At 41.9% G+C, this 19,387-nt stretch carries 28 protein-coding genes, 13 tRNA genes and 1 rRNA gene; 39 read left to right on the forward strand and 3 right to left on the reverse strand.

Going from position 1 to position 19,387, the window contains the following annotated elements; translation table 11 throughout:
* Nucleotides 1-237: 237 nt before the first annotated feature.
* From rrf to KHA97_RS00100, 19 genes are all read left to right on the forward strand, one after another.
* Nucleotides 238-353: ribosomal RNA gene (rrf, locus tag KHA97_RS00010) — 5S ribosomal RNA — on the forward strand.
* A gap of 11 nt (nucleotides 354-364) precedes the next feature.
* Nucleotides 365-439, forward strand: a tRNA-Asn gene (locus tag KHA97_RS00015).
* A 4-nt stretch (nucleotides 440-443) separates the two neighbouring features.
* Nucleotides 444-535: transfer RNA gene (locus KHA97_RS00020), tRNA-Ser, on the forward strand.
* Between the two features lie 14 nt (nucleotides 536-549).
* Nucleotides 550-624: transfer RNA gene (locus tag KHA97_RS00025), tRNA-Glu, on the forward strand.
* Nucleotides 625-634: 10 nt separating this feature from the next.
* Nucleotides 635-708: transfer RNA gene (locus KHA97_RS00030), tRNA-Met, on the forward strand.
* Between the two features lie 100 nt (nucleotides 709-808).
* Nucleotides 809-885: transfer RNA gene (locus KHA97_RS00035), tRNA-Asp, on the forward strand.
* 15 nt (nucleotides 886-900) lie between these two features.
* A tRNA-Phe gene (locus tag KHA97_RS00040) sits at nucleotides 901-976 on the forward strand.
* A gap of 22 nt (nucleotides 977-998) precedes the next feature.
* A tRNA-Tyr gene (locus tag KHA97_RS00045) sits at nucleotides 999-1,083 on the forward strand.
* 9 nt (nucleotides 1,084-1,092) lie between these two features.
* Nucleotides 1,093-1,166 (forward strand) — tRNA-Trp (locus tag KHA97_RS00050).
* Nucleotides 1,167-1,174: 8 nt separating this feature from the next.
* Nucleotides 1,175-1,249, forward strand: a tRNA-His gene (locus KHA97_RS00055).
* A gap of 33 nt (nucleotides 1,250-1,282) precedes the next feature.
* A tRNA-Gln gene (locus KHA97_RS00060) sits at nucleotides 1,283-1,354 on the forward strand.
* A 5-nt stretch (nucleotides 1,355-1,359) separates the two neighbouring features.
* Nucleotides 1,360-1,434 (forward strand) — tRNA-Gly (locus tag KHA97_RS00065).
* 8 nt (nucleotides 1,435-1,442) lie between these two features.
* Nucleotides 1,443-1,516: transfer RNA gene (locus tag KHA97_RS00070), tRNA-Cys, on the forward strand.
* Nucleotides 1,517-1,524: 8 nt separating this feature from the next.
* A tRNA-Leu gene (locus KHA97_RS00075) sits at nucleotides 1,525-1,607 on the forward strand.
* Between the two features lie 154 nt (nucleotides 1,608-1,761).
* Nucleotides 1,762-2,742 carry a tyrosine-type recombinase/integrase gene (locus KHA97_RS00080; protein WP_213122768.1) on the forward strand — a complete coding sequence of 327 codons (981 nt, stop codon included), beginning with the start codon at nucleotides 1,762-1,764 and terminating at the stop codon, nucleotides 2,740-2,742.
* Between the two features lie 187 nt (nucleotides 2,743-2,929).
* Nucleotides 2,930-3,679: a helix-turn-helix domain-containing protein gene (locus tag KHA97_RS00085; protein WP_213122769.1), complete on the forward strand. Its 750-nt coding sequence runs from the start codon at nucleotides 2,930-2,932 to the stop codon at nucleotides 3,677-3,679.
* 25 nt (nucleotides 3,680-3,704) lie between these two features.
* Nucleotides 3,705-4,139, forward strand: a complete 435-nt coding sequence (locus KHA97_RS00090) for a hypothetical protein (protein WP_213124361.1) — start codon at nucleotides 3,705-3,707, stop codon at nucleotides 4,137-4,139.
* 31 nt (nucleotides 4,140-4,170) lie between these two features.
* The gene (locus KHA97_RS00095) at nucleotides 4,171-4,596 is read left to right on the forward strand and encodes a hypothetical protein (protein WP_213122770.1); all 426 of its coding nucleotides are present in this window, start codon (nucleotides 4,171-4,173) and stop codon (nucleotides 4,594-4,596) included.
* A 755-nt stretch (nucleotides 4,597-5,351) separates the two neighbouring features.
* Nucleotides 5,352-5,942 (forward strand): recombinase family protein, encoded by a 591-nt coding sequence (locus KHA97_RS00100; protein ID WP_213122771.1) that lies wholly within the window; start codon nucleotides 5,352-5,354, stop codon nucleotides 5,940-5,942.
* A 346-nt stretch (nucleotides 5,943-6,288) separates the two neighbouring features.
* On the opposite strand, the gene KHA97_RS00105 is transcribed toward KHA97_RS00100, so the two are convergent.
* Together KHA97_RS00105 and KHA97_RS00110 are read right to left on the reverse strand one after the other, a co-directional pair.
* Nucleotides 6,289-6,549, reverse strand: coding sequence for a hypothetical protein (locus KHA97_RS00105; protein WP_213122772.1), 261 nt, complete (start codon nucleotides 6,547-6,549; stop codon nucleotides 6,289-6,291).
* Nucleotides 6,521-6,781, reverse strand: a complete 261-nt coding sequence (locus KHA97_RS00110) for a helix-turn-helix transcriptional regulator (RefSeq protein WP_325167390.1) — start codon at nucleotides 6,779-6,781, stop codon at nucleotides 6,521-6,523. The genes KHA97_RS00105 and KHA97_RS00110 overlap by 29 nt, the downstream gene beginning before the upstream one ends.
* Before the next feature lie 269 nt (nucleotides 6,782-7,050).
* Between KHA97_RS00110 and KHA97_RS00115 the strand changes: the two genes are divergently transcribed.
* From KHA97_RS00115 to KHA97_RS00125, 3 genes are all read left to right on the forward strand, one after another.
* Nucleotides 7,051-7,239 carry a hypothetical protein gene (locus tag KHA97_RS00115; RefSeq protein ID WP_213122774.1) on the forward strand — a complete coding sequence of 63 codons (189 nt, stop codon included), beginning with the start codon at nucleotides 7,051-7,053 and terminating at the stop codon, nucleotides 7,237-7,239.
* Nucleotides 7,236-8,360, forward strand: coding sequence for an FtsK/SpoIIIE domain-containing protein (locus KHA97_RS00120; RefSeq protein ID WP_213122775.1), 1,125 nt, complete (start codon nucleotides 7,236-7,238; stop codon nucleotides 8,358-8,360). Before KHA97_RS00115 ends, KHA97_RS00120 begins: the two co-directional genes overlap by 4 nt.
* A 196-nt stretch (nucleotides 8,361-8,556) precedes the next feature.
* Nucleotides 8,557-8,982 carry a hypothetical protein gene (locus KHA97_RS00125; RefSeq protein ID WP_233713260.1) on the forward strand — a complete coding sequence of 142 codons (426 nt, stop codon included), beginning with the start codon at nucleotides 8,557-8,559 and terminating at the stop codon, nucleotides 8,980-8,982.
* Nucleotides 8,983-9,066: 84 nt separating this feature from the next.
* Here the strand turns inward: KHA97_RS00125 and KHA97_RS00130 are convergent, their stop codons facing one another.
* Entirely contained in the window at nucleotides 9,067-9,294 is a 228-nt protein-coding gene (locus tag KHA97_RS00130) for a helix-turn-helix domain-containing protein (protein WP_213122777.1), read from the reverse strand.
* 328 nt (nucleotides 9,295-9,622) lie between these two features.
* Between KHA97_RS00130 and KHA97_RS00135 the strand changes: the two genes are divergently transcribed.
* The 17 genes from KHA97_RS00135 to KHA97_RS00215 all read left to right on the forward strand — a co-directional run bounded on the left by KHA97_RS00135 (nucleotide 9,623) and on the right by KHA97_RS00215 (nucleotide 19,374).
* Nucleotides 9,623-9,859 (forward strand): hypothetical protein, encoded by a 237-nt coding sequence (locus KHA97_RS00135; protein ID WP_213122778.1) that lies wholly within the window; start codon nucleotides 9,623-9,625, stop codon nucleotides 9,857-9,859.
* Entirely contained in the window at nucleotides 9,856-10,140 is a 285-nt protein-coding gene (locus KHA97_RS00140; protein ID WP_213122779.1) for a hypothetical protein, read from the forward strand. Before KHA97_RS00135 ends, KHA97_RS00140 begins: the two co-directional genes overlap by 4 nt.
* Before the next feature lie 28 nt (nucleotides 10,141-10,168).
* The gene (locus tag KHA97_RS00145) at nucleotides 10,169-10,390 is read left to right on the forward strand and encodes a hypothetical protein (RefSeq protein WP_213122780.1); all 222 of its coding nucleotides are present in this window, start codon (nucleotides 10,169-10,171) and stop codon (nucleotides 10,388-10,390) included.
* Entirely contained in the window at nucleotides 10,378-10,758 is a 381-nt protein-coding gene (locus KHA97_RS00150) for a hypothetical protein (protein ID WP_213122781.1), read from the forward strand. Before KHA97_RS00145 ends, KHA97_RS00150 begins: the two co-directional genes overlap by 13 nt.
* 613 nt (nucleotides 10,759-11,371) lie before the next feature.
* Nucleotides 11,372-11,620, forward strand: a complete 249-nt coding sequence (locus KHA97_RS00155; protein WP_213122782.1) for a hypothetical protein — start codon at nucleotides 11,372-11,374, stop codon at nucleotides 11,618-11,620.
* Between the two features lie 58 nt (nucleotides 11,621-11,678).
* A complete protein-coding gene (locus tag KHA97_RS00160) occupies nucleotides 11,679-11,939 on the forward strand; it encodes a hypothetical protein (protein ID WP_213122783.1) in 261 nt (86 codons plus the stop codon).
* Between the two features lie 150 nt (nucleotides 11,940-12,089).
* On the forward strand, nucleotides 12,090-12,317 hold the full coding sequence (locus KHA97_RS00165) for a helix-turn-helix domain-containing protein (protein WP_213122784.1): 228 nt from the start codon (nucleotides 12,090-12,092) through the stop codon (nucleotides 12,315-12,317).
* A gap of 578 nt (nucleotides 12,318-12,895) precedes the next feature.
* Nucleotides 12,896-13,090: a hypothetical protein gene (locus KHA97_RS00170; protein WP_213122785.1), complete on the forward strand. Its 195-nt coding sequence runs from the start codon at nucleotides 12,896-12,898 to the stop codon at nucleotides 13,088-13,090.
* Nucleotides 13,091-13,138: 48 nt separating this feature from the next.
* Nucleotides 13,139-13,306 carry a DUF5659 domain-containing protein gene (locus KHA97_RS00175; RefSeq protein ID WP_213122786.1) on the forward strand — a complete coding sequence of 56 codons (168 nt, stop codon included), beginning with the start codon at nucleotides 13,139-13,141 and terminating at the stop codon, nucleotides 13,304-13,306.
* Nucleotides 13,307-13,309: 3 nt separating this feature from the next.
* Nucleotides 13,310-14,731 carry a TOTE conflict system archaeo-eukaryotic primase domain-containing protein gene (locus KHA97_RS00180; protein ID WP_213122787.1) on the forward strand — a complete coding sequence of 474 codons (1,422 nt, stop codon included), beginning with the start codon at nucleotides 13,310-13,312 and terminating at the stop codon, nucleotides 14,729-14,731.
* Between the two features lie 116 nt (nucleotides 14,732-14,847).
* Nucleotides 14,848-15,675: a hypothetical protein gene (locus tag KHA97_RS00185; RefSeq protein ID WP_213122788.1), complete on the forward strand. Its 828-nt coding sequence runs from the start codon at nucleotides 14,848-14,850 to the stop codon at nucleotides 15,673-15,675.
* 124 nt (nucleotides 15,676-15,799) lie between these two features.
* Nucleotides 15,800-16,021 carry a helix-turn-helix transcriptional regulator gene (locus KHA97_RS00190; RefSeq protein ID WP_213122789.1) on the forward strand — a complete coding sequence of 74 codons (222 nt, stop codon included), beginning with the start codon at nucleotides 15,800-15,802 and terminating at the stop codon, nucleotides 16,019-16,021.
* A gap of 95 nt (nucleotides 16,022-16,116) precedes the next feature.
* Complete coding sequence (locus KHA97_RS00195; protein ID WP_213122790.1) at nucleotides 16,117-16,263, forward strand: hypothetical protein; 147 nt, start codon at nucleotides 16,117-16,119, stop codon at nucleotides 16,261-16,263.
* 117 nt (nucleotides 16,264-16,380) lie between these two features.
* The gene (locus KHA97_RS24545) at nucleotides 16,381-16,935 is read left to right on the forward strand and encodes an HNH endonuclease (protein WP_213122791.1); all 555 of its coding nucleotides are present in this window, start codon (nucleotides 16,381-16,383) and stop codon (nucleotides 16,933-16,935) included.
* Between the two features lie 356 nt (nucleotides 16,936-17,291).
* Nucleotides 17,292-17,945 (forward strand): hypothetical protein, encoded by a 654-nt coding sequence (locus KHA97_RS00205; RefSeq protein WP_213122792.1) that lies wholly within the window; start codon nucleotides 17,292-17,294, stop codon nucleotides 17,943-17,945.
* Nucleotides 17,946-18,017: 72 nt separating this feature from the next.
* Complete coding sequence (locus tag KHA97_RS00210) at nucleotides 18,018-18,827, forward strand: hypothetical protein (RefSeq protein ID WP_213122793.1); 810 nt, start codon at nucleotides 18,018-18,020, stop codon at nucleotides 18,825-18,827.
* Between the two features lie 151 nt (nucleotides 18,828-18,978).
* Nucleotides 18,979-19,374 (forward strand): phBC6A51 family helix-turn-helix protein, encoded by a 396-nt coding sequence (locus KHA97_RS00215; RefSeq protein ID WP_213122794.1) that lies wholly within the window; start codon nucleotides 18,979-18,981, stop codon nucleotides 19,372-19,374.
* The last annotated feature ends 13 nt before the right edge of the window (nucleotides 19,375-19,387 follow it).

Consider the following 19,387-nt stretch of genomic DNA (forward strand, 5'->3'; position numbering starts at 1 on the left):
AAGCCCCCCTCAAGATGAGATTTCCCATCGCGCAAGCGAGTAAGATCCCTGAAAGATGATCAGGTTGATAGGTCCGGTGTGGAAGTGTGGCGACACATGGAGCTGACGGATACTAATCGATCGAGGACTTAATCAAATACGGTTTGCCTTCTCTATTATTTGGTTTTGAGGGAATGAAAAATTTCTCTTGAAAAATACATAAAACATATTATAATAGTATATGTCGATTATGAAATGTCTGGTGACGATGGCGAAGAGGTCACACCCGTTCCCATACCGAACACGGAAGTTAAGCTCTTCAGCGCCGATGGTAGTAAGGGGCCTCCCCTTGCAAGAGCAGGACGTTGCCAGGCGATCCTATTATTCCGCAGTAGCTCAGTGGTAGAGCTATCGGCTGTTAACCGATCGGTCGTAGGTTCGAATCCTACCTGCGGAGCCATATTGGAGAGCTGTCCGAGTGGCCGAAGGAGCACGATTGGAAATCGTGTAGGCGGCTAACGCTGTCTCAAGGGTTCAAATCCCTTGCTCTCCGCCATTCATATACTATATGGCCCCTTGGTCAAGCGGTTAAGACACCGCCCTTTCACGGCGGTAACACGGGTTCGAATCCCGTAGGGGTCACCATTATTATTATCGCGGGGTGGAGCAGTCCGGTAGCTCGTCGGGCTCATAACCCGAAGGTCGCAGGTTCAAATCCTGCCCCCGCAATTAAGTTACTATCAAGTAAACTTGAATAGTAATGTAAGTTATTTTCGAGTAAACTCGAAGAGTAATGTAGTTTATTTTCAAGTAAACTTGAAAAAAACTTGGTCCGGTAGTTCAGTTGGTTAGAATGCCTGCCTGTCACGCAGGAGGTCGCGGGTTCGAGTCCCGTCCGGACCGCCATATTTTATATACATAGGCTCAGTAGCTCAGTCGGTAGAGCAAAGGACTGAAAATCCTTGTGTCGGCGGTTCGATTCCGTCCTGAGCCACCATTTATTCAATTAATTATATACTGGTGGGGTAGCGAAGTGGCTAAACGCGGCGGACTGTAAATCCGCTCCCTCCGGGTTCGGCGGTTCGAATCCGTCCCCCACCACCATTTTAATACAGGGGTATAGTTTAATGGTAAAACGAAGGTCTCCAAAACCTTTGATGTGGGTTCGATTCCTACTACCCCTGCCAATATTATGGCGGCTATGGCGAAATGGTCAACGCATCGGATTGTGGCTCCGACATCGTGGGTTCGATTCCCACTAGTCGCCCCATTTTATTTATAAAAGTTAATTCCTTTTAATTGATGGGCTATAGCCAAGCGGTAAGGCAACGGACTTTGACTCCGTCATTCGTTGGTTCGAATCCAGCTAGCCCAGTATTTGCGGAAGTAGTTCAGTGGTAGAACACCACCTTGCCAAGGTGGGGGTCGCGGGTTCGAATCCCGTCTTCCGCTCCAATTAAATTGGCGGCATAGCCAAGTGGTAAGGCACGGGTCTGCAACACCCTTATCACCGGTTCAAATCCGGTTGCCGCCTCCATAAGCTTTGCCCGAGTGGTGGAATGGCAGACACGGTGGACTCAAAATCCACTGCCTTCGCGGGCGTGCCGGTTCAAGTCCGGCCTCGGGTATACTAAACGTTGATAGGACGGCGTTCGAACGGAATTAATCCGCTTGGGCGTCGTCTTTTTGCGTTCATTTTACGGAGAACGTGCGAACATTAGTCCAGTGCATACTTGCGAACGAGCGTTTCCCTTTGAATTAAACGGAGGGAGCGCTATTTTCATGGCAAAAAACACAGGTAAGCGGAGAAAAAACGATTTAACTCCGCGAGAAATCGATATAGCAACGGAGCCGATCGAGTTAGAAACGTTGTCCTATGACGAAGCAGTAAAGCGATTTATGGCAGACGCAGAACGGCGCGGATTACGTCCGGATACCATTTCTTACTATAAAATGCGGACCGGTTTGTTCCGCAGATGGCTAGTTACGCAGGAAAAAACGGATTTTATTAGTAGGGTCATGCGGCACGACATCGATAATTACGTAGAGTATTTACAAAATGAGCGAGTTTTAAGTAATGGCGCAATCAATACGACCCTTCGAGCAATACGCGCTTTATTCGGATTTTTAAAAGAGTCTAAGTTTATTCGTAACAATCCGATGAAAGGCTATCCGTTATTAAAGATACGCTCGGGAAATATTGAAGCGTTTAACATGAAGCAAGTTCGCCAGCTACTGAATGCAACGGACAAACGGACGTTTACAGGAGTCCGCGACTATACATATATGTTATTGCTACTCGAAACTGGACTAAGGTTATCGGAATCTGCAGCTATCCTTGTCGAAGATGTAAAACTATCAGAGGGCGTTATCTTTGTCCGACATACGAAAAATAATTTCCATAGGTATGTACCGATTCAAGCGAAGATGAAAGAGCAGTTACGGCGCTATTTAAAACTAAGAGGAACTTGTGAAACGGATCATTTATTCGTAACCATAGACGGCGAAGCGATGCAAAGGGCGACCATGCAAAGGCTAGTAGCGAAGTACGGTCGGAAAGCAGGCATTAAGGGCGTTCGTTGTTCGCCACATACTTTAAGACATACATTCGCAAAAATGTCCGTTATGAATGGAGCCGGAGTATTTGAATTACAGAAAATACTCGGACATTCCACTATGGAAATGGTTCGGGTCTACGTCAATTTATACTCTAGCGACGTTTACGAGAAACACAAAGACTTTTCACCTTTAAAAGACTTATAAAAATAAAAAAAGCCCTCCGCGATAGAAACGAAGGACAGCGCACACCCACGCCAATGGGTTAGCAATATTTATCAGTTACCGTTAGTATACCGAAAAAAAGACAGGTATGCAACGTTTATTTAAGTGCGTGTCATTAATCGAACATACGTTTCTGTAAACGAGGGACTTCCGTAAAGGAGTCCGAAAAATGAACTATCTATCCGACTATCAGACGTTCTCGAATAAGTCCGAACTAAACGAAGCAATTAGCGCCCATATTAGCGCCCATACATACGATTTAAACGACACGGCTCGCGATGTCTTATTAATGCTGGCTCGTTATGCCGTCAAATATCCGGGCGTTGCTCACTTAAAAACGGCTACTATCGCGGAAGTTATCCGTAAGACTGGCCGAACTATTCGACGTGCCATTGCGAGATTAATCGAGTTAGGCATTATCGAAAAATTACCGTTTATGCGTGAAGTATCCGGCGGATTCGGTGCGAATATTTATCGTATTTTACCTTACGATGTCCAGTCGGAGTTGTCCAGTCGCAAGGATGCCGTAGAGCCTACGGAGACAAGCGTAGAGCCGTCCGAAAATGGAAACGAACCTATTTCTTCTTTTAATCAAAAAGACCTTATAAATAATACGTATTACGCACGCTTTAAGGCGTTTATTCAATCGACCATAGGCGAAGGCAATCAGCCGTTAATTAGTCGCTTATTCGGAGTGTATAAGGCGCATTCTACACCTTTATTACGTGGACAAGCCTTCGATAAGCAATCGGTAGAACAAGCGGGCTGGCAAGCGTTAAAGGCTGCAGTTATGGCGACTAAATCGAAGAATATTCGAAATATAGCTGGCTATTATTCGGGCGTACTGGATCGTATGCTTGACCGTCTATACTTCGAGGAAATGGAAGGACTTGGCAAAATCTTGGAATTTTTAGTATAATTAATTAAAAATCGGAGGGGTTTCTATGGGTTTTTTTAAAGACGCAATGAAAAAGCAAACATCTTTTGAAGTAATTGGCGGGCAAAATCTTTTTAATAAGGCAATGGCGAATATTTATAAGATGGTGTCCGAGGAAAAGGAGTACGGTGAAGGAGTTGTAAAGGTGAAGGGAAAACTTTACTATTTCCTCGGCGCTCATAAGGAAGAAAGGCATACGAGAAGCGCAGGCAAAGCAGCGGCAGGAGCAATAATAGGCGGAGTACTTACCGGAGGACTAGGCGCAATTGCAGGCGCAGCTATCGGAGGCAGAAGGAAAGATGACTCGTCATTTTGGATGGATTTTGCCGATTATGAAACGAAGCAAGAATTTTCCGTTCAAGTGAAGCAAGGTAAAGGTCATGTCAGCGCGATTAAGAATTTCAGAGTAGCGAACCCGGTAAATATTGGGTTGGAAAAATAAGTATATACTATTTATAGAAAAGAGGGATTTCATGAGAAATTGTATGTCTTGGGTATTATTAATTTTAATCGTATTGTTATCCGCCTGTTCATCCGGTACCGGTGGATCGAAGTCGCTATCCGTAGATGATGCGATAAAAGCATTCGAGGATGACGGCTTGGTTGTGGAAGATGTGCGCAAAATGACTAAAGATGATTACGGACTAGCACCGATGAAAGCAAAGGAAGGGAAAATATTTACGGTTCCTTTCGTATGTGACGATTGCAATGTCCGCGTAATGTCTTTCGATAAGAATGACGATTTAAAACAGACGAAAGAGTATTACGATAAACTCGGCAAAGAAAGCGCAATGTTCTTCTCGTGGACGATTGAACACGATAACATACTCGTACAATTAAACGGAGATATGGACGAGGAAGATTACGAGAAATATAAAAAGTCGATAGAAGGAATTTAAAAGACCCCGCCGAATGTTGCATACGTCTGTAAAGGCGCTAGACTTGACGCATATATAGAAGGAATTATTTCGAAGGTAGGACGAAAACATGCCCCGTGATGCAACGTAAAATCGTCGTCAGGTAGTCCGGCGAAGCGTTCAAGGCTCGAAGCCTCCGAAAACTCACGGGGTCAAGCGTCCGATTATCGGAAAAAGAGCGCTTATATTGAAGGAATACGAAAGGTATAGCGGACAATATCGGACATGAAAGCCGTTTTTATAAGGCGAAGGGCATTTCCGCGCGACCCCTCCAACGCTTTGCAATTCGGGCATATTTCGAAAAACGACGATTATATAGTAGGAATCCGGAAAAAGTATCGGAGTAAATTCGAGTATGTAAAGTTGACCGCGCGATCGAGTGCTTAATCCGAACCTATTCCGCCTTTATCGCATAGGTGCGCACTATTACGTTATTATCGTTATATATAAGTTCTTAGTACCGAAAATGTACATCGCTTATATCCGATATTTACGTTATAGGTATTATATAAGTTCTTAGTACCGAAAATGTACATGCGCATATTCGATAGATAATAAAATCAATAACGATAAACATATGATGTTCAATTTCGAAATACCGTCTAAAAGTATTAACTTATAGACATTCCGAAAATATGCCGGAAATTATTCGTAATTAACGCTTGATACTGTCTTAAAGTTAGTCTATAATTAAACGTATAGAAGTTAGCAAACTTATAGACGGAGGGTGTTCGATTATGAAGATAGGTTATGCGCGTGTATCGACGGTAGGTCAGGACTTAGAAACGCAAGAGGCGATATTAAAGGCGGAGGGCTGCGAGCGTCTATATGTCGAGAAGGTGACCGGTACATCGACCGCCCCACGTAAGGAACTCGCTAACATGATCGACCATGTACGGCCTGGCGATACGGTATATGTAACGAAGATAGACCGATTGGCTCGCTCAATCATCGACCTTAATAAGATTGTATCGGAGCTTAACGACAAAGGCGTAAGTGTAGTCTTTATTCAGGACGGCATGATGACGTTTAAAGCAGGCGAGAAGTCTAGCGGAATGAACTCGTTAATGTTCAATATACTCGGTAGCTTTGCGCAGTTTGAACGTGACCTTATCGTTGAAAGAACAACCGAAGGAAGGGAACGAGCAAAGGCGCAAGGCAAGCACATGGGCCGACCGGCAAGCAGTAGCGAACGAGACTTACGGAAAGCTATCGAACTAATGAACGACCGCGAGAACAATGCGCTAAGTGTCACGGACATATGCAAGTTAACAGGCGTAAAGCGTGCGACATTGTACGCAAGAATGAAGGAGAAGGCAGTCGATTAATAAACCGGCTGTCTTTTTTATGCCCGGCGGGGTAGGGTCAGCGTCAGCTTCCGTCCAGAGTTCGGACTATTTCTTACAAAATCGTAGCCTCGAGGGGTTTAAGGTCGACGAATACCCCCCGCGGGGCCTCCGAAAATTGAGCCGTTCCCCTTCCGACTCTTACTCGCGGAAAACAAAAAATCACTTTGACTTTCTCCGAATCAATCCTCCTATTATCGTTTCTATACGTAAAATATAGGGCGTACTCTTGCCTTTTTCAATATCGGAATCATTAACGGGTGTATTCGGTAGGGAATCGTTTATATTTTCGAAAAAAGGTAGCGTGCCTATGGTTTTTAATATAACGTCAAAAAGGAAGCTGATCCTCGTATTTATCAAATAATTTCCGGTCGTAAACTTTATGTACCTTTAGGATTCGTTCCGTTACATCTTCACCGTTTACCTTTACTTCGAAAATTTCCACCGCGTCATAAAATTCCCTCATTTTTCCCCTAACAAGTGGATAGGCAATTCTTACCGGATTAAAGCCGTTAGGTCCGTAAGTTTCGGAAAATCTCATTGATGCTCCGTCTTTATGTTTAAAAATCATTTCCACTATTATTTTCATCGTTTATCCTCTCGTATAAATCCCCAGGATCTACTTTCAATATTTCGGCTAGTTCATACATTTCGGGTATTGACGGGTAACTCTTTCCGGTACACCAATTCGAAATAGTATTCCTCGATTTATTAAATTTCTCTCTAAAATATTCTCGCTTGTATGGAGACTTATCTATTAGTTCCCCAATATTACTTTTTAATCTCATTTTAATCACCTTAACTAAATTTCTACAAGTCATAGCATTTATCCTTTCACGTTTTAATTTTGATATTTTGCACAATTAAATTTGGAAAGACAGGCAATTATCGTTCTAAGACAGCATAGGCATATAACACGTAACCAAAACAGTAGAAAATATTTTACAAAAGGAAAGCGTCTATTTTTATTTTCTGTTTTGTAACATTTCTATCTGTTTATAGTAAGTGCATTTAATCGAGCCTAAAGTCAATAGGATACGGATTTCGTAAATCTGTTAAGAGAGGTAAAAGAAAAAAGGAGGTAAAGACGATGATTGCGATTGACTGGTTATTCGTAGCTGGCGCATCCAGCATCGTCGGCATGGCGCTTATTGAACGGCTTGCCGGCGAATATGGATTTCGATGGATTGGCACGTTATTAAAAATCGGCTTAACCGTCGCGGCTTACGGAACGGGCTTATATTTTCTCGATATACTGGCGGAGGTGTTCTTTCGATGAACATATGGCGGAATTTGAGCGCACGTAAGAAGTTGATTGATACGTTTAAGTCTGCGGGCTTGTACCTTACTTTCGGAGAAAATAGAGTGTATCCGAAAATTCATTCGGTAAAATCTACCGAACGGGCTACGGAATATGTATTCACGTTACCTAACGGACTCGATCCCGCGCTAATAAAAAAGAACTATTTCGCATTCGTCCAGCATTTCGGCAAATCAATCGAACTGGACGGTGAATACAAGCGATATACATTATCAGTACGGAGCAAGGCGCCCGCAGAATTACCGTATGACTTCGAGGAAATTAAGCCGTTCATTGACGACTATAAACTCGGAATTGTCTGCGGAATAGACCGTAAGGGTCATTATGTAGCGTTTGATTTAACTATACAGCCTCATATATTGATTGCAGGCGAAACAGGCTCGGGCAAATCAACGCAATTACGCTCGATATTGACGACGCTGATTAAGACGAAAAAGCCGTCGGAATTGGAGCTTTACTTAGGTGATTGCAAAAAATCCGAGTTTCATTTATTTCGAAAGGTAGAGCATGTGAAATGCGTTTATAGCAGTTCGTCCGATATTAGGTCGATGCTTGACCAAGTTAAGCGCGAACTGGATGAACGCAGCGATTTAACGGAACTATTCGAAGTGGGACATATCGACGACTTGCCCGCGGAGCATAGGCGACCTTATATCGTGGTATGTATCGACGAGTTCGTAATGTTACGCAAAGACGAGGACATCATGGATATTTTAACGGAAATAGTAGCAATCGGACGCACGCTCGGAGTATTTGCAATATTATCGATGCAGCGACCAAGCGCAAAGGTCCTCGATACTACTATCCGGGCGAATTTAACCGTGTCAATGGGTTTTAAATTGCGCGATATTACAGAATCTAAAATAGTCAATACGCCAAACGCGCACATGATCGAACATAGTGGATACTTCATTATGAATAGCAATAAAGTTTACGGACTGCAGGCGCCATATTTACGGATGGAGAAGGCGAAAGAGTTGCTTAATCCGTTCATGGTATCGAAGCGCCAGCCGAAGAAAGTCGAGCCAGCTACGGAAATATTAACGGAAAAGGACGTGTTTCTCGATGCGATTGACTAAGAGAGATAAAGCGATTATAAGCGATTTAAACAAGTTCCGCGTAATGGACCGCGATTCGATAGCCGAATTACACTTCGCAGGCTTAAAAAATCCGAACTATGCAGCGAATAACGTCTTGCTCCGGCTCTTACGTGACGGACATATTCAACGGTCGACTGCGTTTGTGCCTTACGTTTATTTCGGACCGGACGTTAATATGAAGAAGAATAGCGCAAAGATCGGACATTTCCTCGCAATAGTCGAAGTATATAAGGAGATACGTCGGCTGGGGCAGCTTGACACATTTCTCGTTGAGCCTAAGTACGGCGACAAAGGAAAAGTGGAACCCGACATTTACTGCGAGTACCGCAAGACGCCTTTCTTTATCGAGGTGCAAAAGACCGTATATTCAGAACGGCAAATGTCCGATAAAATGGCGAGGTATATCGCATTATATAACGATGGCATATTAAAACCGTTTCCGCGCGTTCTTATTTTGTCGGAGCAGCGATATGCAATCGATGCTAAATATCCGATGAAAGTTTTTCAGGCGCAAACATTTAGCGGATTTATTGGCTCGTTGAATAAGGATCAACGTCCGATAGAAAAGGGAAACGCTGGAATTAAGGTGAAAATCGGATAATAGAAAGCAAAAAGGCGACCTCATTTCGAAAACGGGGTCGCTTTTTTAGTGTTCCTGCTCAAAAAAATTTCGCAATAAAAATTTTCACTTTGGGTTGTCGTTTTTTACATGTTCGATAATGTCTCCTACGTTACAATCTAACGCAGTACATAATTTATCTAATGTATCGAACTCTATCCCGTTATTTTTTCCGTTAATAATCTTCGATATTCCGTTTCGGTGCATTTCAGCCTTCTCCGCAAGTGTTCCGATGTTATAACCTTTTTCCTTCATGACTTTCTCTAAATTAATTCTAATTCCATTAATAATCATAATAAATCCCTCCGGAATAATAGTATTTATCAATTATAACTAATATACACTAAGGTGTGTTTCATTTTTAATAATTATTTTATAAAAAGTGTTGACTATGCACACTAAGGTGTGTAAAATAAAAATTAAGTTGAACACTATGGTGTTTACAAAAGCGAAAAAGGAGGTTATCAAAATGGAAATATCGGCTTTCATATTTGCGAATCTATGTACGCTTTTCATTGGTTATTTCATCGGAAACATGGGCCAAGGTAAGGAGGTCGAAAAGTAGTTAGGTTAAAGGTTAATAAGTTACGAAATACGAAAATATTATCGGAGGGATTGCGAAATGAGGTTTAACCACATCGAATTAGTCGAAATTGAAGAAGGGCGCGGAGTTGTAATCGAGACAGCGAAACTATTGCCGGGCGTAACTCTAAAAGTCTACGATCAACAGGACGCGGAGCTGGTCGTCGAAAAAATAGATATACCGTTTAAGTGGACGGAAAAGACGCAAGACATGTTCGGCAAGCTGGACGAATTAAAGGCTGTAGATTTATTCGAAATAGTGAGGGCGTGCATGTGAGACCGGTAATCATCCGTATGTGGGATTTAAACGAAGCGCCTGACGATCAGATTATCGATACTGATGCCTGCATACTATCGGATAAAACGGCAGTATCAGTCGACGAGCTTGGCATAACGTTTTATTACTTCAATCGTTCTATTGGCGAGGACGAGGAAGTACTGGAATATAGCGAAACTAAGCGTTTTGAATTATTGGCGGATAGAAATAACTTTCCTGCGATAAATGTTATGGAATTGGCGACTATGACTATCGCAGACTTGGCAGAGTATTTACGGTAAATATCAATATTATCGAGGGGGAATCGAAATGAAACGAATATCTTATCGCAAGACGGTCGTAGGATGGTATAATTTCGATAATGAGGCAGGCGAGACATATAACGTTAATCCGGAGACATTTCGAGAAATAACGGGCGTAAGTAAGCGGGCGGTCATGGGATGCGTAGAACTAACCGAAGATGAATTACAGACACTAACCGCGGCATCTCGTTTTATTAAACTACCGGAGGGACATAAATGGGCGAGTTAAGCGATCGTTTATATGAAAAGCCTTTCGAGAGTTTACGCAGTACACATGCGGAAGTGAAACGTACTTATTATAAGTTAAAGGCGGAAATGTCTAGGACTGATAAGCAGATAAGCGAACTTTATCACGAATTAGAAAAGGTCGATTTAAACGAGGATATAGGCTATCAATATTCGATAGCATTGCAGAATTTACTCCGCAGGCGACGCGTCATTAAGGACGAGTTTATCCCTATCGATATAATGTTCCAGAGCTTGTCCGAGTCGATAGAGAGCTTAAAGGAACGTATCGGTCGAAATCGGGAAAAGAGCGAGGAAATAAGAGCGTCGCTTAATGTACAGTTAAGGATCGCTGAATTTTTAAACGTATAAGCAAGGTAATAGCCCGATGATGCGGCCTAACGATTTGGCGAACGTTAGGAAAGGCACGCGGAGGGCAAGGGCAATGTAGGAGCGGCACTCCTTTTGGCGACATTGCTTCGAATATAAGCGGCTAACGTGCGGCAACACGTATAAGCTGCGGTTACATAGAGGCGATCCTTTGGCGGGGATCGTCTTTATTAGATTAACACAGCGAACGTTTGTTTGTAAACGAAAACTATTCGACATTGTTTTTCCCTATATTAGCGAAGAAAGTCAGGGTCGGAAAATGGCAGCCGGTCGTCCTTCTTCATATAAAAAGACATATTGTCACAGAATGTTCACAAATTATTACGAAACACATGCCAAAAATTGGTCTGCACGTATCCTACATAAGTAAGAAGAAAAAATATATTTTAACTGTTAATCCATTGGTATTATTGGCTTTTTATATTAATTGGAAAAAATTAGGATGTACCACTTTTTCTTTATGCATTGGTTATAAATAGTATAGGGTAAAATTTTCTACTCCGAAATTGCGGAAAGAGTGAATTTTGTATATAAGACGGTAGGAAGGAATTTTTCCCGACAACAAATAAAAACAACTAAAAGGAGACGATGAAAAATGACCAATTTAACTGTACTTGAAGGCGGAAGAAATAAACTAACGAGTCACATTTACGAGGTACATGACAGCGATGGAAATATCGTTGATGTTATGCGATTTGAAACACCGGAGATAGCTGCGGAATTTCAGTCAGGTATAAAAGGTGAATATTACGTAAAGCCTCATACACTATCCGTAGAAGAACTGCTCGATATTGTCTTAGACCTTTACGTATATGAGTTATGCGGGGATATGGACGAGGAATAAAGGATCTTGCTTTAGGTCGGTTCGCTATCTATAAATAATGAAAAAGGAGAGAGAACTAATGAGGACGATGATTGACGGTACAGAAATCAATGATTTTACATTTCAAATGGAATTTGATAGCGGAGGTAATCCCGAATATTCATATTGCGTTTGGATTTACCAAGGAGATGAGTCCCTACTTTACTATGACGGAAGCATTCAGGCTAGAAGATATTTCAAAACAAATTACAGTAAAAGTCATTTTCGCAACTTCTGTATTAAGTTCGCAAATAACAAAGAATATCGAGACGCATTTCTAAAAGAAAAAAGAATGTATTGAAAAATTTCGATAGATTAGTATATTATCCGTTCCAGTCGTCGCTTAATGTATAGGTATGACGATGCCGCGTATTACTCACAACTCCTGCGCGGTGTCGATTTTTTTTCCGATATAGTAAGCAATTTATACCAATGAGAGGAGATTGTCCGAATGAACAGCGAATTATTTCGATTTATCCGAGTATCAAGGCGATTGACGCAGCGGGAATATGCGAAAATGCTCGTGGTTAGTCACGGTCTAGTAGCGCAGATCGAGGCGGGATTTAAGCCGCTTACATCGAGAACAGCCGAAAAAGTCCGTCTAGCTTTCGATTTAACAGACGAGGAACTGGCGGAAATAAAACGAGTTTTAAAAGTGGTTTATACAAAGGCGGATTAAACGCGGTCGTCCTGTTATAGTCGAAGGTAGATTGACTGTATCATGGTATTTACTTCCATATTTACCAATTTCGGCAGTAGTTAAAATTTACCAACGAGTATACTTTTTAAAGTTTTTATAGGACTTTAGACTCATTTTTGAAGTGGGTTGTTCACAATTTAGACACAGACACTAGGACTAAAGGTAAAATTTTACCTAAAATATGTAAATTACTTACAGAAAAAGGGATTCCCAATTTACTACAAGTAGGGAGACTATTATTTTTTAGGAGTAGTCTGCTTGTCGGCTTGTTTTCGGATGATTTTTCCGAGCATGCCGTTTTAAACGCTTTTAAAAGCCCGTACAGGCGTTTTAACGTCGAAATAGGGTCAACATAGCGGACAACCCTTAAAACGGCTATATCACGCTTTAAATAAGCGGTAGCCATTTCACTATAACAGAGGAGGTGTTTTTTATGTTTTTCATTAGTACAGATTTAAACATAATTCTTCATTAATATCATATCGAAAAAATACCTACCTGTCAAGCGGAATTATCCGTTCTGGTCACCACATTATTAATAGGAGGTTATAAACAATATGAATCTACCGGACTTAAAAATTATTACGGACATATTTACGGCAATGGATATGATCGAAGCTGGCTTTAAAAAAGACTATCTCGGCAAAACAGAAAGCGAGTTGCGGCCCGGCAAGTATCTCTATGTATTTCGTGATAGTCCCGAATTGTCAGAGGAATTGGCGTCATATCCGTCCTCTACGTACTTGGATTAGTATATATAAGTTATTACCACCGAAAACCAACACAAAGGAGGATGAAAGATGAAGTGTATTTTAAGTTACCGCGTCGCCAAGCATTTACTTTCGAAAGGTTTTAAGATTGTGGACATCGACACCTCACGCAAAATTCCAGGCAATATTGTCTTTGTGTTTGAGCAGTCGGAAGCATTAAATTACGAGTTAGAGAAAATAACAAGAAAGGGTGAATGAATATTGAAACCACCGAAAAATAACAGCCAAACTATCGAAAAACTAAATGAATTATATGTCACTACGCGCCGCAAGTATCTCGTTCAAACGGAAAGCACGTATTTTACAAACAGTCGAAACAAGTCCGCGAATGTATGGACGTTAAATGACGGTATGCTCGCAAGGCATTTAGAGGGGCTTAACACATACGGAGTATTCAATGCGAACGGTACTAACAAGTTTATTACCTTCGATGTCGACTTCGAGGACGATACGCAAGCTGCCAAACGCGCGACTATGGAAATTATCGCCACGTTAATTATGCGGTATAACATCACTATCGAAGATATTCACGTAAGTGTTAGCGGGAGCAAAGGCTATCATATCGACTTATTTTTCGATGAAGCATTACCGGTCGAAAAAGTCGAAAAGTTTTATAACAACGTCATCAAAGACGCGGGCTATTCGTCCGATAAGGTGGAGTTTCGCCCGACGTGGACGCAAGGCGTTAAATTACCGCTAGGCATACACCAACGTACGGGGAGCCGTTGCTGGTTCGTTAATCCGCGAACGCTCGAGCCGATAAAGTCATTTTACTATCTAAACGAAGTTAAACCGTTGCCAGCCGCGCTAATTAAAGACGGTGCTGTCGAACTTACTGACGAGCAGGAAGCGGAGTTTCGGGAGATTGAAGCGCGCACGGACACGACTATAACCGCCGTCGATGCTTCGGACGCATTACAAAGATCAGCCGAAATATTAAAGGCTGGCCGCTTAGTTGCTTCGAATACGCGCCATAGTACAACGGTCAAGCTCGCTATATTCTTTAATTCGCAGGGATTTGAACAAGATGAAGCGGTCGAGGCGATTATGGATGTACTTCTTAATACACCGCGCGAATACTTCAGTAAAGGAAGTAAGCCGGAATTTTGGCGTAAGGAAGCCGAACGTATTGTAAATCTTGCTTTTGACCGTGATTATAAGTTAGGAAACATGGATAGGCCTATTACGATATACAGGTCGGAAATTATCGAGGTATTGAATGTGGGTACATTTCGACAGAAACAGCTTGCCTATGCAATGCTTATCACGTCTAAAAGGTATGGTAAGGTATTCTATTTGACGATTAAGAGTGCTAAAAAGATGTTAGGCATAAAATCGAACGAAACAATACAGAGCGGAATCAAGAAGTTAATCGAAAAAGGCTTTATTGAGTACACGCGGAAAAATGAAGTTGACATCGCAAGAAGTAGGGAAGTCGGCCACAAATTCTATAAACCTAATAAATATAGATTGCTAGTAAGTGAACCGGCCGAAGGTGAGCAAAGTGTAGAGGTAACAGCAAAACATTCATTAGTAGAGGTAGCGCGGCTATTGCTGGATGAAAATGAAATTAAGCAACATGTTAACCGCCGAGAGTTTACCAATCGTTTTAAGGTATCGTAAGAGTCACCTCCGTTACTCACGGATTAATTAGTATATATAAGTTCTTAGTACCGAAAACGTACATCTCCAACTATATAATACTACCAAAACTACCAAAAATCAAGGGGGAAATATCAATGAAGACAACTAAAACAACCGAAAACGTGGCACTACTAACGAAGCTAAAAGCGAGACACGCTGTAAAGTATAGTAAGGATTTTCCGAATCGTAAGCCGAATATACTCGACATTTACGCAAACGTGGACGACGTAACCATAAAACGCGCACCAGCTAATACGTTAGAAGGATTCGCTAATAGATTAATAACCGACGCAGAACGCGCGGAACAGGAAGCAATTCGCGCCAATCCTCCGGTATTTTGTAAAGGATATGTAGAGCGTGCGGACTATTCGATTACGTCACTGTACTCCGATTATAAGGACAAGATTGAAGATTCTACTTTGCTGTTTATGTTACGGTTGCAAATTTTCGGCGTTGAAGCGTGGAATACGCTCGATCAGTTAGTTACGTGGGATGATTACCGAGTAGAACGCAAGAAATGGCGTAGTTGCAAGTATATGTTTTGTCTCAATGTTTATCCAATCGACAAGACGAACTTTAAAGATATGCCGGCCAAGCGCAATGACAGTCGTTTCTGTTGTGACGAATGCAGGACGGCAGCGCGCGACGCCGACCGACGTTATAAAGAAACCGGCTCATATTTGCCGGAAAGCTACTACGTGCCGCGTTTAACCGAATCGGTGGGCGACGACATACGCAAATATGAATATGCAGCGGAAGCAAAGACGATTCAGCGGAATATCAACGCAAATAGACCGGTAAGGCGTGCCGTTATAAAAGAGGTTAAACCTAAACACGGCGCTGTTATTACGTATAAATCGATTGAGGAAGCGGAAAAGGCATATGCAGATAGTGACCGAGCGGGACGAATAAAAATAAATTGAAAGAATTGAGTAAATATTCAATAAATTATAAAAATAGCCGTGGGCTGTGTCCCTTATATAGTAAGACGGGTGATAAACCCGAATAATTTTAACTTGGAAAGTAAATAAAGGAGGGTTTTGAATAATGCAGGCTAATAAAATGAGGACGATCCGCCATTATCTAGGCTTAACGCAGGAGGACTTCGCGAAGCGTTTAAGTGTATCTCCGGCTACGATCTGCCTAGTTGAGCAAGGAAAACGCGGCATGAGCGGACATTTAGCGGCGAGACTTGCGCGCATTGAAATGGAGTTCTCCGATGATTTTTATTTGTTCTCTGATAAATTTAATCAGAATATCCCATCTTAAATATATCAAAAAACCATAACGGTGTCAAGCGTTATTTTATCCGATGAAGGCACGAAGCCGGAGGATAATCGATATTTTTCGGAAGGAGGAACGGAATGGATGGGAATGGAAAGGCGCAAGCGCTCGCTGCCTACTTGCAGGCACTAGCGATTTTACAGCAAACGGATAAGACTATTGTACACCGCGAGATAACGAAGGTTATGCAGGAGATTGAAAAAGAACTCGGACTAAAATCGAAATAAAAAACGGAATGGAACGGAGAGGAACGGAATGGAAAGGATAAAAAACTTAATCGAAATATATCGGAGACTAAGCCGAATCGAGCGTAACATTGACGCAGTAAAAGCGAGTGAGCGCTTATGACCATCACTGCAAAAGAAGAAACACGTACATGTCGGATATGTGACGAGGAAAAACGGCTTGAATTATTCGAAGTAGACAAGCGTTATAAAGGCGGTTATTCCAACCGGTGTAAGTTGTGCAAGTTTCAATCAAACACTAAGCCGGCGAAGGCTTTTCGGCGGTTTTACGAGAAACAGAACAAATATCCGATACCGGTTGAAACTGATTTACAGGAAATAGAGGTCTTATTCGATATATGTAGTGATCATTGCGCTTATTGTTCGGAGCCATTTGACAGCACGCCGACAATTGACCATATAACGCCGTTGAGTATGGAAGGCTCGCGTCATCATATCAGTAATCTACAGCTAGTATGCGATTCTTGTAATTCTCGAAAAAGGGACAAGTCTTTATTTGTATTTTTTGAAGATACACCGGAATTTTCTGAGTCTAATCTTCGGTCTGTAATAAAGATGATTGCGTACTTTTCGGGGCGGCATATTTTCGATGTCATGGACGAGCTACAAGCGCAGTATAAGCGATATTATGCGGAAAGGCGGTCGATTAGTTAAATTGGCTTATTACTCACGCGAAGAACAAGAAACGCTTTATCTTTATGATGCAGTCGCGGGCCATTGGCGAGTGTCATCTACCTATCCGCCACATATAAGGCAGCTACTCGAACGCGGGCAGATACATCGAAAAACAACCGATGACACGGGACGAATCATTGCGGTCGAGGGTAGCGTTGATAAGAACCAAGTAAGGCTATTCAAGCCGACACTAAAGGAGACTGATGAATGCGGAAACATAGACGCAAGCAAGTAAAAAGAAAAAAGCAGTACAATCGTAACGGCATATTGATTGAGTCCGATCGTCCGCCGCGCGAGATATATTCCAACAAACTACGAAAATAGGGAGTGAGCGAATGTACTGCGTTTATGCCGAGAAAGCTATCTTCTTACACAGTGAAAGCCACGTTAGGCAATTCAAGGAAGATCGGGACGGTAGCCAATCGCCAATGTTTCGGGATAATCGGGCAATCGTAGAAATAGACGACACCGAGCGTTATAAAGTTCGTACAATTGCGGATGAAGTGGTATTTATCGGACAAGGTTACGACGATGCTATCAAACGGATTAAGTATGCAGAGCCTACCGCATCTATCGAAATATTAAAGGACGGCACAAGGTATACATCCGCCCAATTCAAACAAAAAACCGCGCCGACCGTATTCCTCGTTGCCTATTCGATTAATACGAGCAATGGCGTTCTATCCGTAGGCATGGACGGCAAAAAAGGTCGCCTACATCTCGGAAGTTGGCAATTTATCGGACATGAGAGCGAAGTTGCCCGGGAAATCCGCGAAGTAGTTGAGGAAATGGGAGAGCCGGGTAATACGGCAATCCGATATGCATGGCGAGATATTAAAGAACTGGACGATTTAAAAGGCGGAAATATCGACGCTGGACAATTGGATTTTACCGCAGTTCGTTCTAGGGCATCTAGTTTAAAACGGAGGGTACTATATGAAACAGATACAAATGAAACGGAAGCCAAAGAGCAGGCGCAAGCCAAATAAGCGAGGCTTCAAAATTTCGGAACTATTAAATGAAAAAACTATCAAAATACTATCAAAAAGGGGAAATGAATAATGATTGAAAAAAATCCGGCATTAGAGTTAGTTGAAGTATTTATGGTTGACGATTCAAACGAGGGAGGAAGTTATAAATACAAAGGAAATATTTATCAGATAGAACAGTATAAAGCAGAAAGTTTAGAGAAGGAAGGCTCGGGAATCGTTATAAGCGTTCCTGAAATCGACACCTTAAAACAAAAAATTAATACATTAGCAGGTAAATTACAAGATGATATAGATAAGGTACGAGATAATCATCGTCTTTCTCCTGAAGGTAAAAAAGAGGATGCAGAAGAAATCTTAAAGAAACACCAACTTGAAGCCGATCAGATTCAGGAAACATATACGCAGAAGATAGCTGATTTAAAGAAGAAAGAATTAGAGAAGCTCCAACAAGTTCCGACTGACGCGAAGTTAAGTGTCGATGAAGCTCGTACACAGGCCGGAATGTTCCGAAGTGAGTTATCTATGATAGATAATTTTGATGAATCAGTAGAGTTCATTAAAACGAGAATAGATGTCCTTGATAAAAATGTAATTAGGGAACTGTTCGCGCAATTTATCGAGATTAAAAAAGAACTAGAGGAAAAACAAGAAAGATCGAGCGTTTATAGCGATACTGCTAACGCATACTCCAGAATGGTGCATAAGGGTGAGATTAACAAAATATATGAGTTGTTAAAGGATGCTATGTACGGACCTGGACAAGCACAATCCGCAAATAAGTACAAATTGTTGTCCGCATTAGAACAGCAACGAAATGACATTAGATTCGATTACAGTATGAAAGTTACTGCAATCAAAAGAGCATACGGAATTGAATGATATATTAAAATAAATTTTAAAACCTCGATGAAGGCTTGCGGATGGGCCGGAGAGGAACCGAAGCGGACGGTCACTCTTTAGTGTCTGTCTGCGCTACATTTTGGCACTCGTTTTAAGCGGGTGTCTTTTTTATTAGAAAGGAAGGGGAAAAATGACAAAAAGATTAAACGAAAAGCAAATCGCAGCTATTACGATACTTGCACAGCCTAAACGTGGCGGACTTACTTACGAAGAAGTTGCCGAACAGGTAGGCGTAGCAAGGTCGACGCTTTACGAGTGGAAAAAGTCCGACCTATTTAACGAAGCACTGAAACGGGAAGTAGTCCGTAATACGCTCGACCGTTTGCCGGAGGTTCTTGAAAGTGTGCCCGATCACATCATTAAAGATGGTAACGCGGCAATGCTGCGAACTTATCTGCAAATGCACGATTTACTTTCGGACAAGCTTGAAATTGATAACAAGGCAAGCACGGAAAGCACAAGCGATTTAGACGCGATGAAAGCTGAAATTGCGCGCATGAGAAATGAACGTAAGGCACTCGAATAATCTCGGGTGCTTT

Origin of the sequence: Lederbergia citri (assembly GCF_018343625.1) — a bacterium.
Taxonomy (GTDB): domain Bacteria; phylum Bacillota; class Bacilli; order Bacillales; family Bacillaceae_C; genus Lederbergia; species Lederbergia citri.

Bases quoted from the DNA above. Each gene is read 5' to 3' on its own strand.
- KHA97_RS00185 (WP_213122788.1), top strand. From the start codon at position 14,848: ATGAAGACAACTAAAACAACCGAAAACGTGGCACTACTAACGAAGCTA.
- KHA97_RS00155 (WP_213122782.1), top strand. From the start codon at position 11,372: ATGACCAATTTAACTGTACTTGAAGGCGGAAGAAATAAACTAACGAGT.
- KHA97_RS00100 (WP_213122771.1), top strand. From the start codon at position 5,352: ATGAAGATAGGTTATGCGCGTGTATCGACGGTAGGTCAGGACTTAGAA.
- KHA97_RS00150 (WP_213122781.1), top strand. From the start codon at position 10,378: ATGGGCGAGTTAAGCGATCGTTTATATGAAAAGCCTTTCGAGAGTTTA.
- KHA97_RS00160 (WP_213122783.1), top strand. From the start codon at position 11,679: ATGAGGACGATGATTGACGGTACAGAAATCAATGATTTTACATTTCAA.
- KHA97_RS00090 (WP_213124361.1), top strand. From the start codon at position 3,705: ATGGGTTTTTTTAAAGACGCAATGAAAAAGCAAACATCTTTTGAAGTA.
- KHA97_RS00190 (WP_213122789.1), top strand. From the start codon at position 15,800: ATGCAGGCTAATAAAATGAGGACGATCCGCCATTATCTAGGCTTAACG.
- KHA97_RS00145 (WP_213122780.1), top strand. From the start codon at position 10,169: ATGAAACGAATATCTTATCGCAAGACGGTCGTAGGATGGTATAATTTC.
- KHA97_RS24545 (WP_213122791.1), top strand. From the start codon at position 16,381: ATGACCATCACTGCAAAAGAAGAAACACGTACATGTCGGATATGTGAC.
- KHA97_RS00210 (WP_213122793.1), top strand. From the start codon at position 18,018: ATGATTGAAAAAAATCCGGCATTAGAGTTAGTTGAAGTATTTATGGTT.
- KHA97_RS00205 (WP_213122792.1), top strand. From the start codon at position 17,292: ATGTACTGCGTTTATGCCGAGAAAGCTATCTTCTTACACAGTGAAAGC.
- KHA97_RS00110 (WP_325167390.1), bottom strand. From the start codon at position 6,781: ATGACTTGTAGAAATTTAGTTAAGGTGATTAAAATGAGATTAAAAAGT.
- KHA97_RS00135 (WP_213122778.1), top strand. From the start codon at position 9,623: ATGAGGTTTAACCACATCGAATTAGTCGAAATTGAAGAAGGGCGCGGA.
- KHA97_RS00125 (WP_233713260.1), top strand. From the start codon at position 8,557: ATGAAGAAGAATAGCGCAAAGATCGGACATTTCCTCGCAATAGTCGAA.
- KHA97_RS00120 (WP_213122775.1), top strand. From the start codon at position 7,236: ATGAACATATGGCGGAATTTGAGCGCACGTAAGAAGTTGATTGATACG.
- KHA97_RS00215 (WP_213122794.1), top strand. From the start codon at position 18,979: ATGACAAAAAGATTAAACGAAAAGCAAATCGCAGCTATTACGATACTT.
- KHA97_RS00105 (WP_213122772.1), bottom strand. From the start codon at position 6,549: ATGAAAATAATAGTGGAAATGATTTTTAAACATAAAGACGGAGCATCA.
- KHA97_RS00195 (WP_213122790.1), top strand. From the start codon at position 16,117: ATGGATGGGAATGGAAAGGCGCAAGCGCTCGCTGCCTACTTGCAGGCA.
- KHA97_RS00080 (WP_213122768.1), top strand. From the start codon at position 1,762: ATGGCAAAAAACACAGGTAAGCGGAGAAAAAACGATTTAACTCCGCGA.
- KHA97_RS00130 (WP_213122777.1), bottom strand. From the start codon at position 9,294: ATGATTATTAATGGAATTAGAATTAATTTAGAGAAAGTCATGAAGGAA.
- KHA97_RS00085 (WP_213122769.1), top strand. From the start codon at position 2,930: ATGAACTATCTATCCGACTATCAGACGTTCTCGAATAAGTCCGAACTA.
- KHA97_RS00095 (WP_213122770.1), top strand. From the start codon at position 4,171: ATGAGAAATTGTATGTCTTGGGTATTATTAATTTTAATCGTATTGTTA.
- KHA97_RS00170 (WP_213122785.1), top strand. From the start codon at position 12,896: ATGAATCTACCGGACTTAAAAATTATTACGGACATATTTACGGCAATG.
- KHA97_RS00175 (WP_213122786.1), top strand. From the start codon at position 13,139: ATGAAGTGTATTTTAAGTTACCGCGTCGCCAAGCATTTACTTTCGAAA.
- KHA97_RS00115 (WP_213122774.1), top strand. From the start codon at position 7,051: ATGATTGCGATTGACTGGTTATTCGTAGCTGGCGCATCCAGCATCGTC.
- KHA97_RS00165 (WP_213122784.1), top strand. From the start codon at position 12,090: ATGAACAGCGAATTATTTCGATTTATCCGAGTATCAAGGCGATTGACG.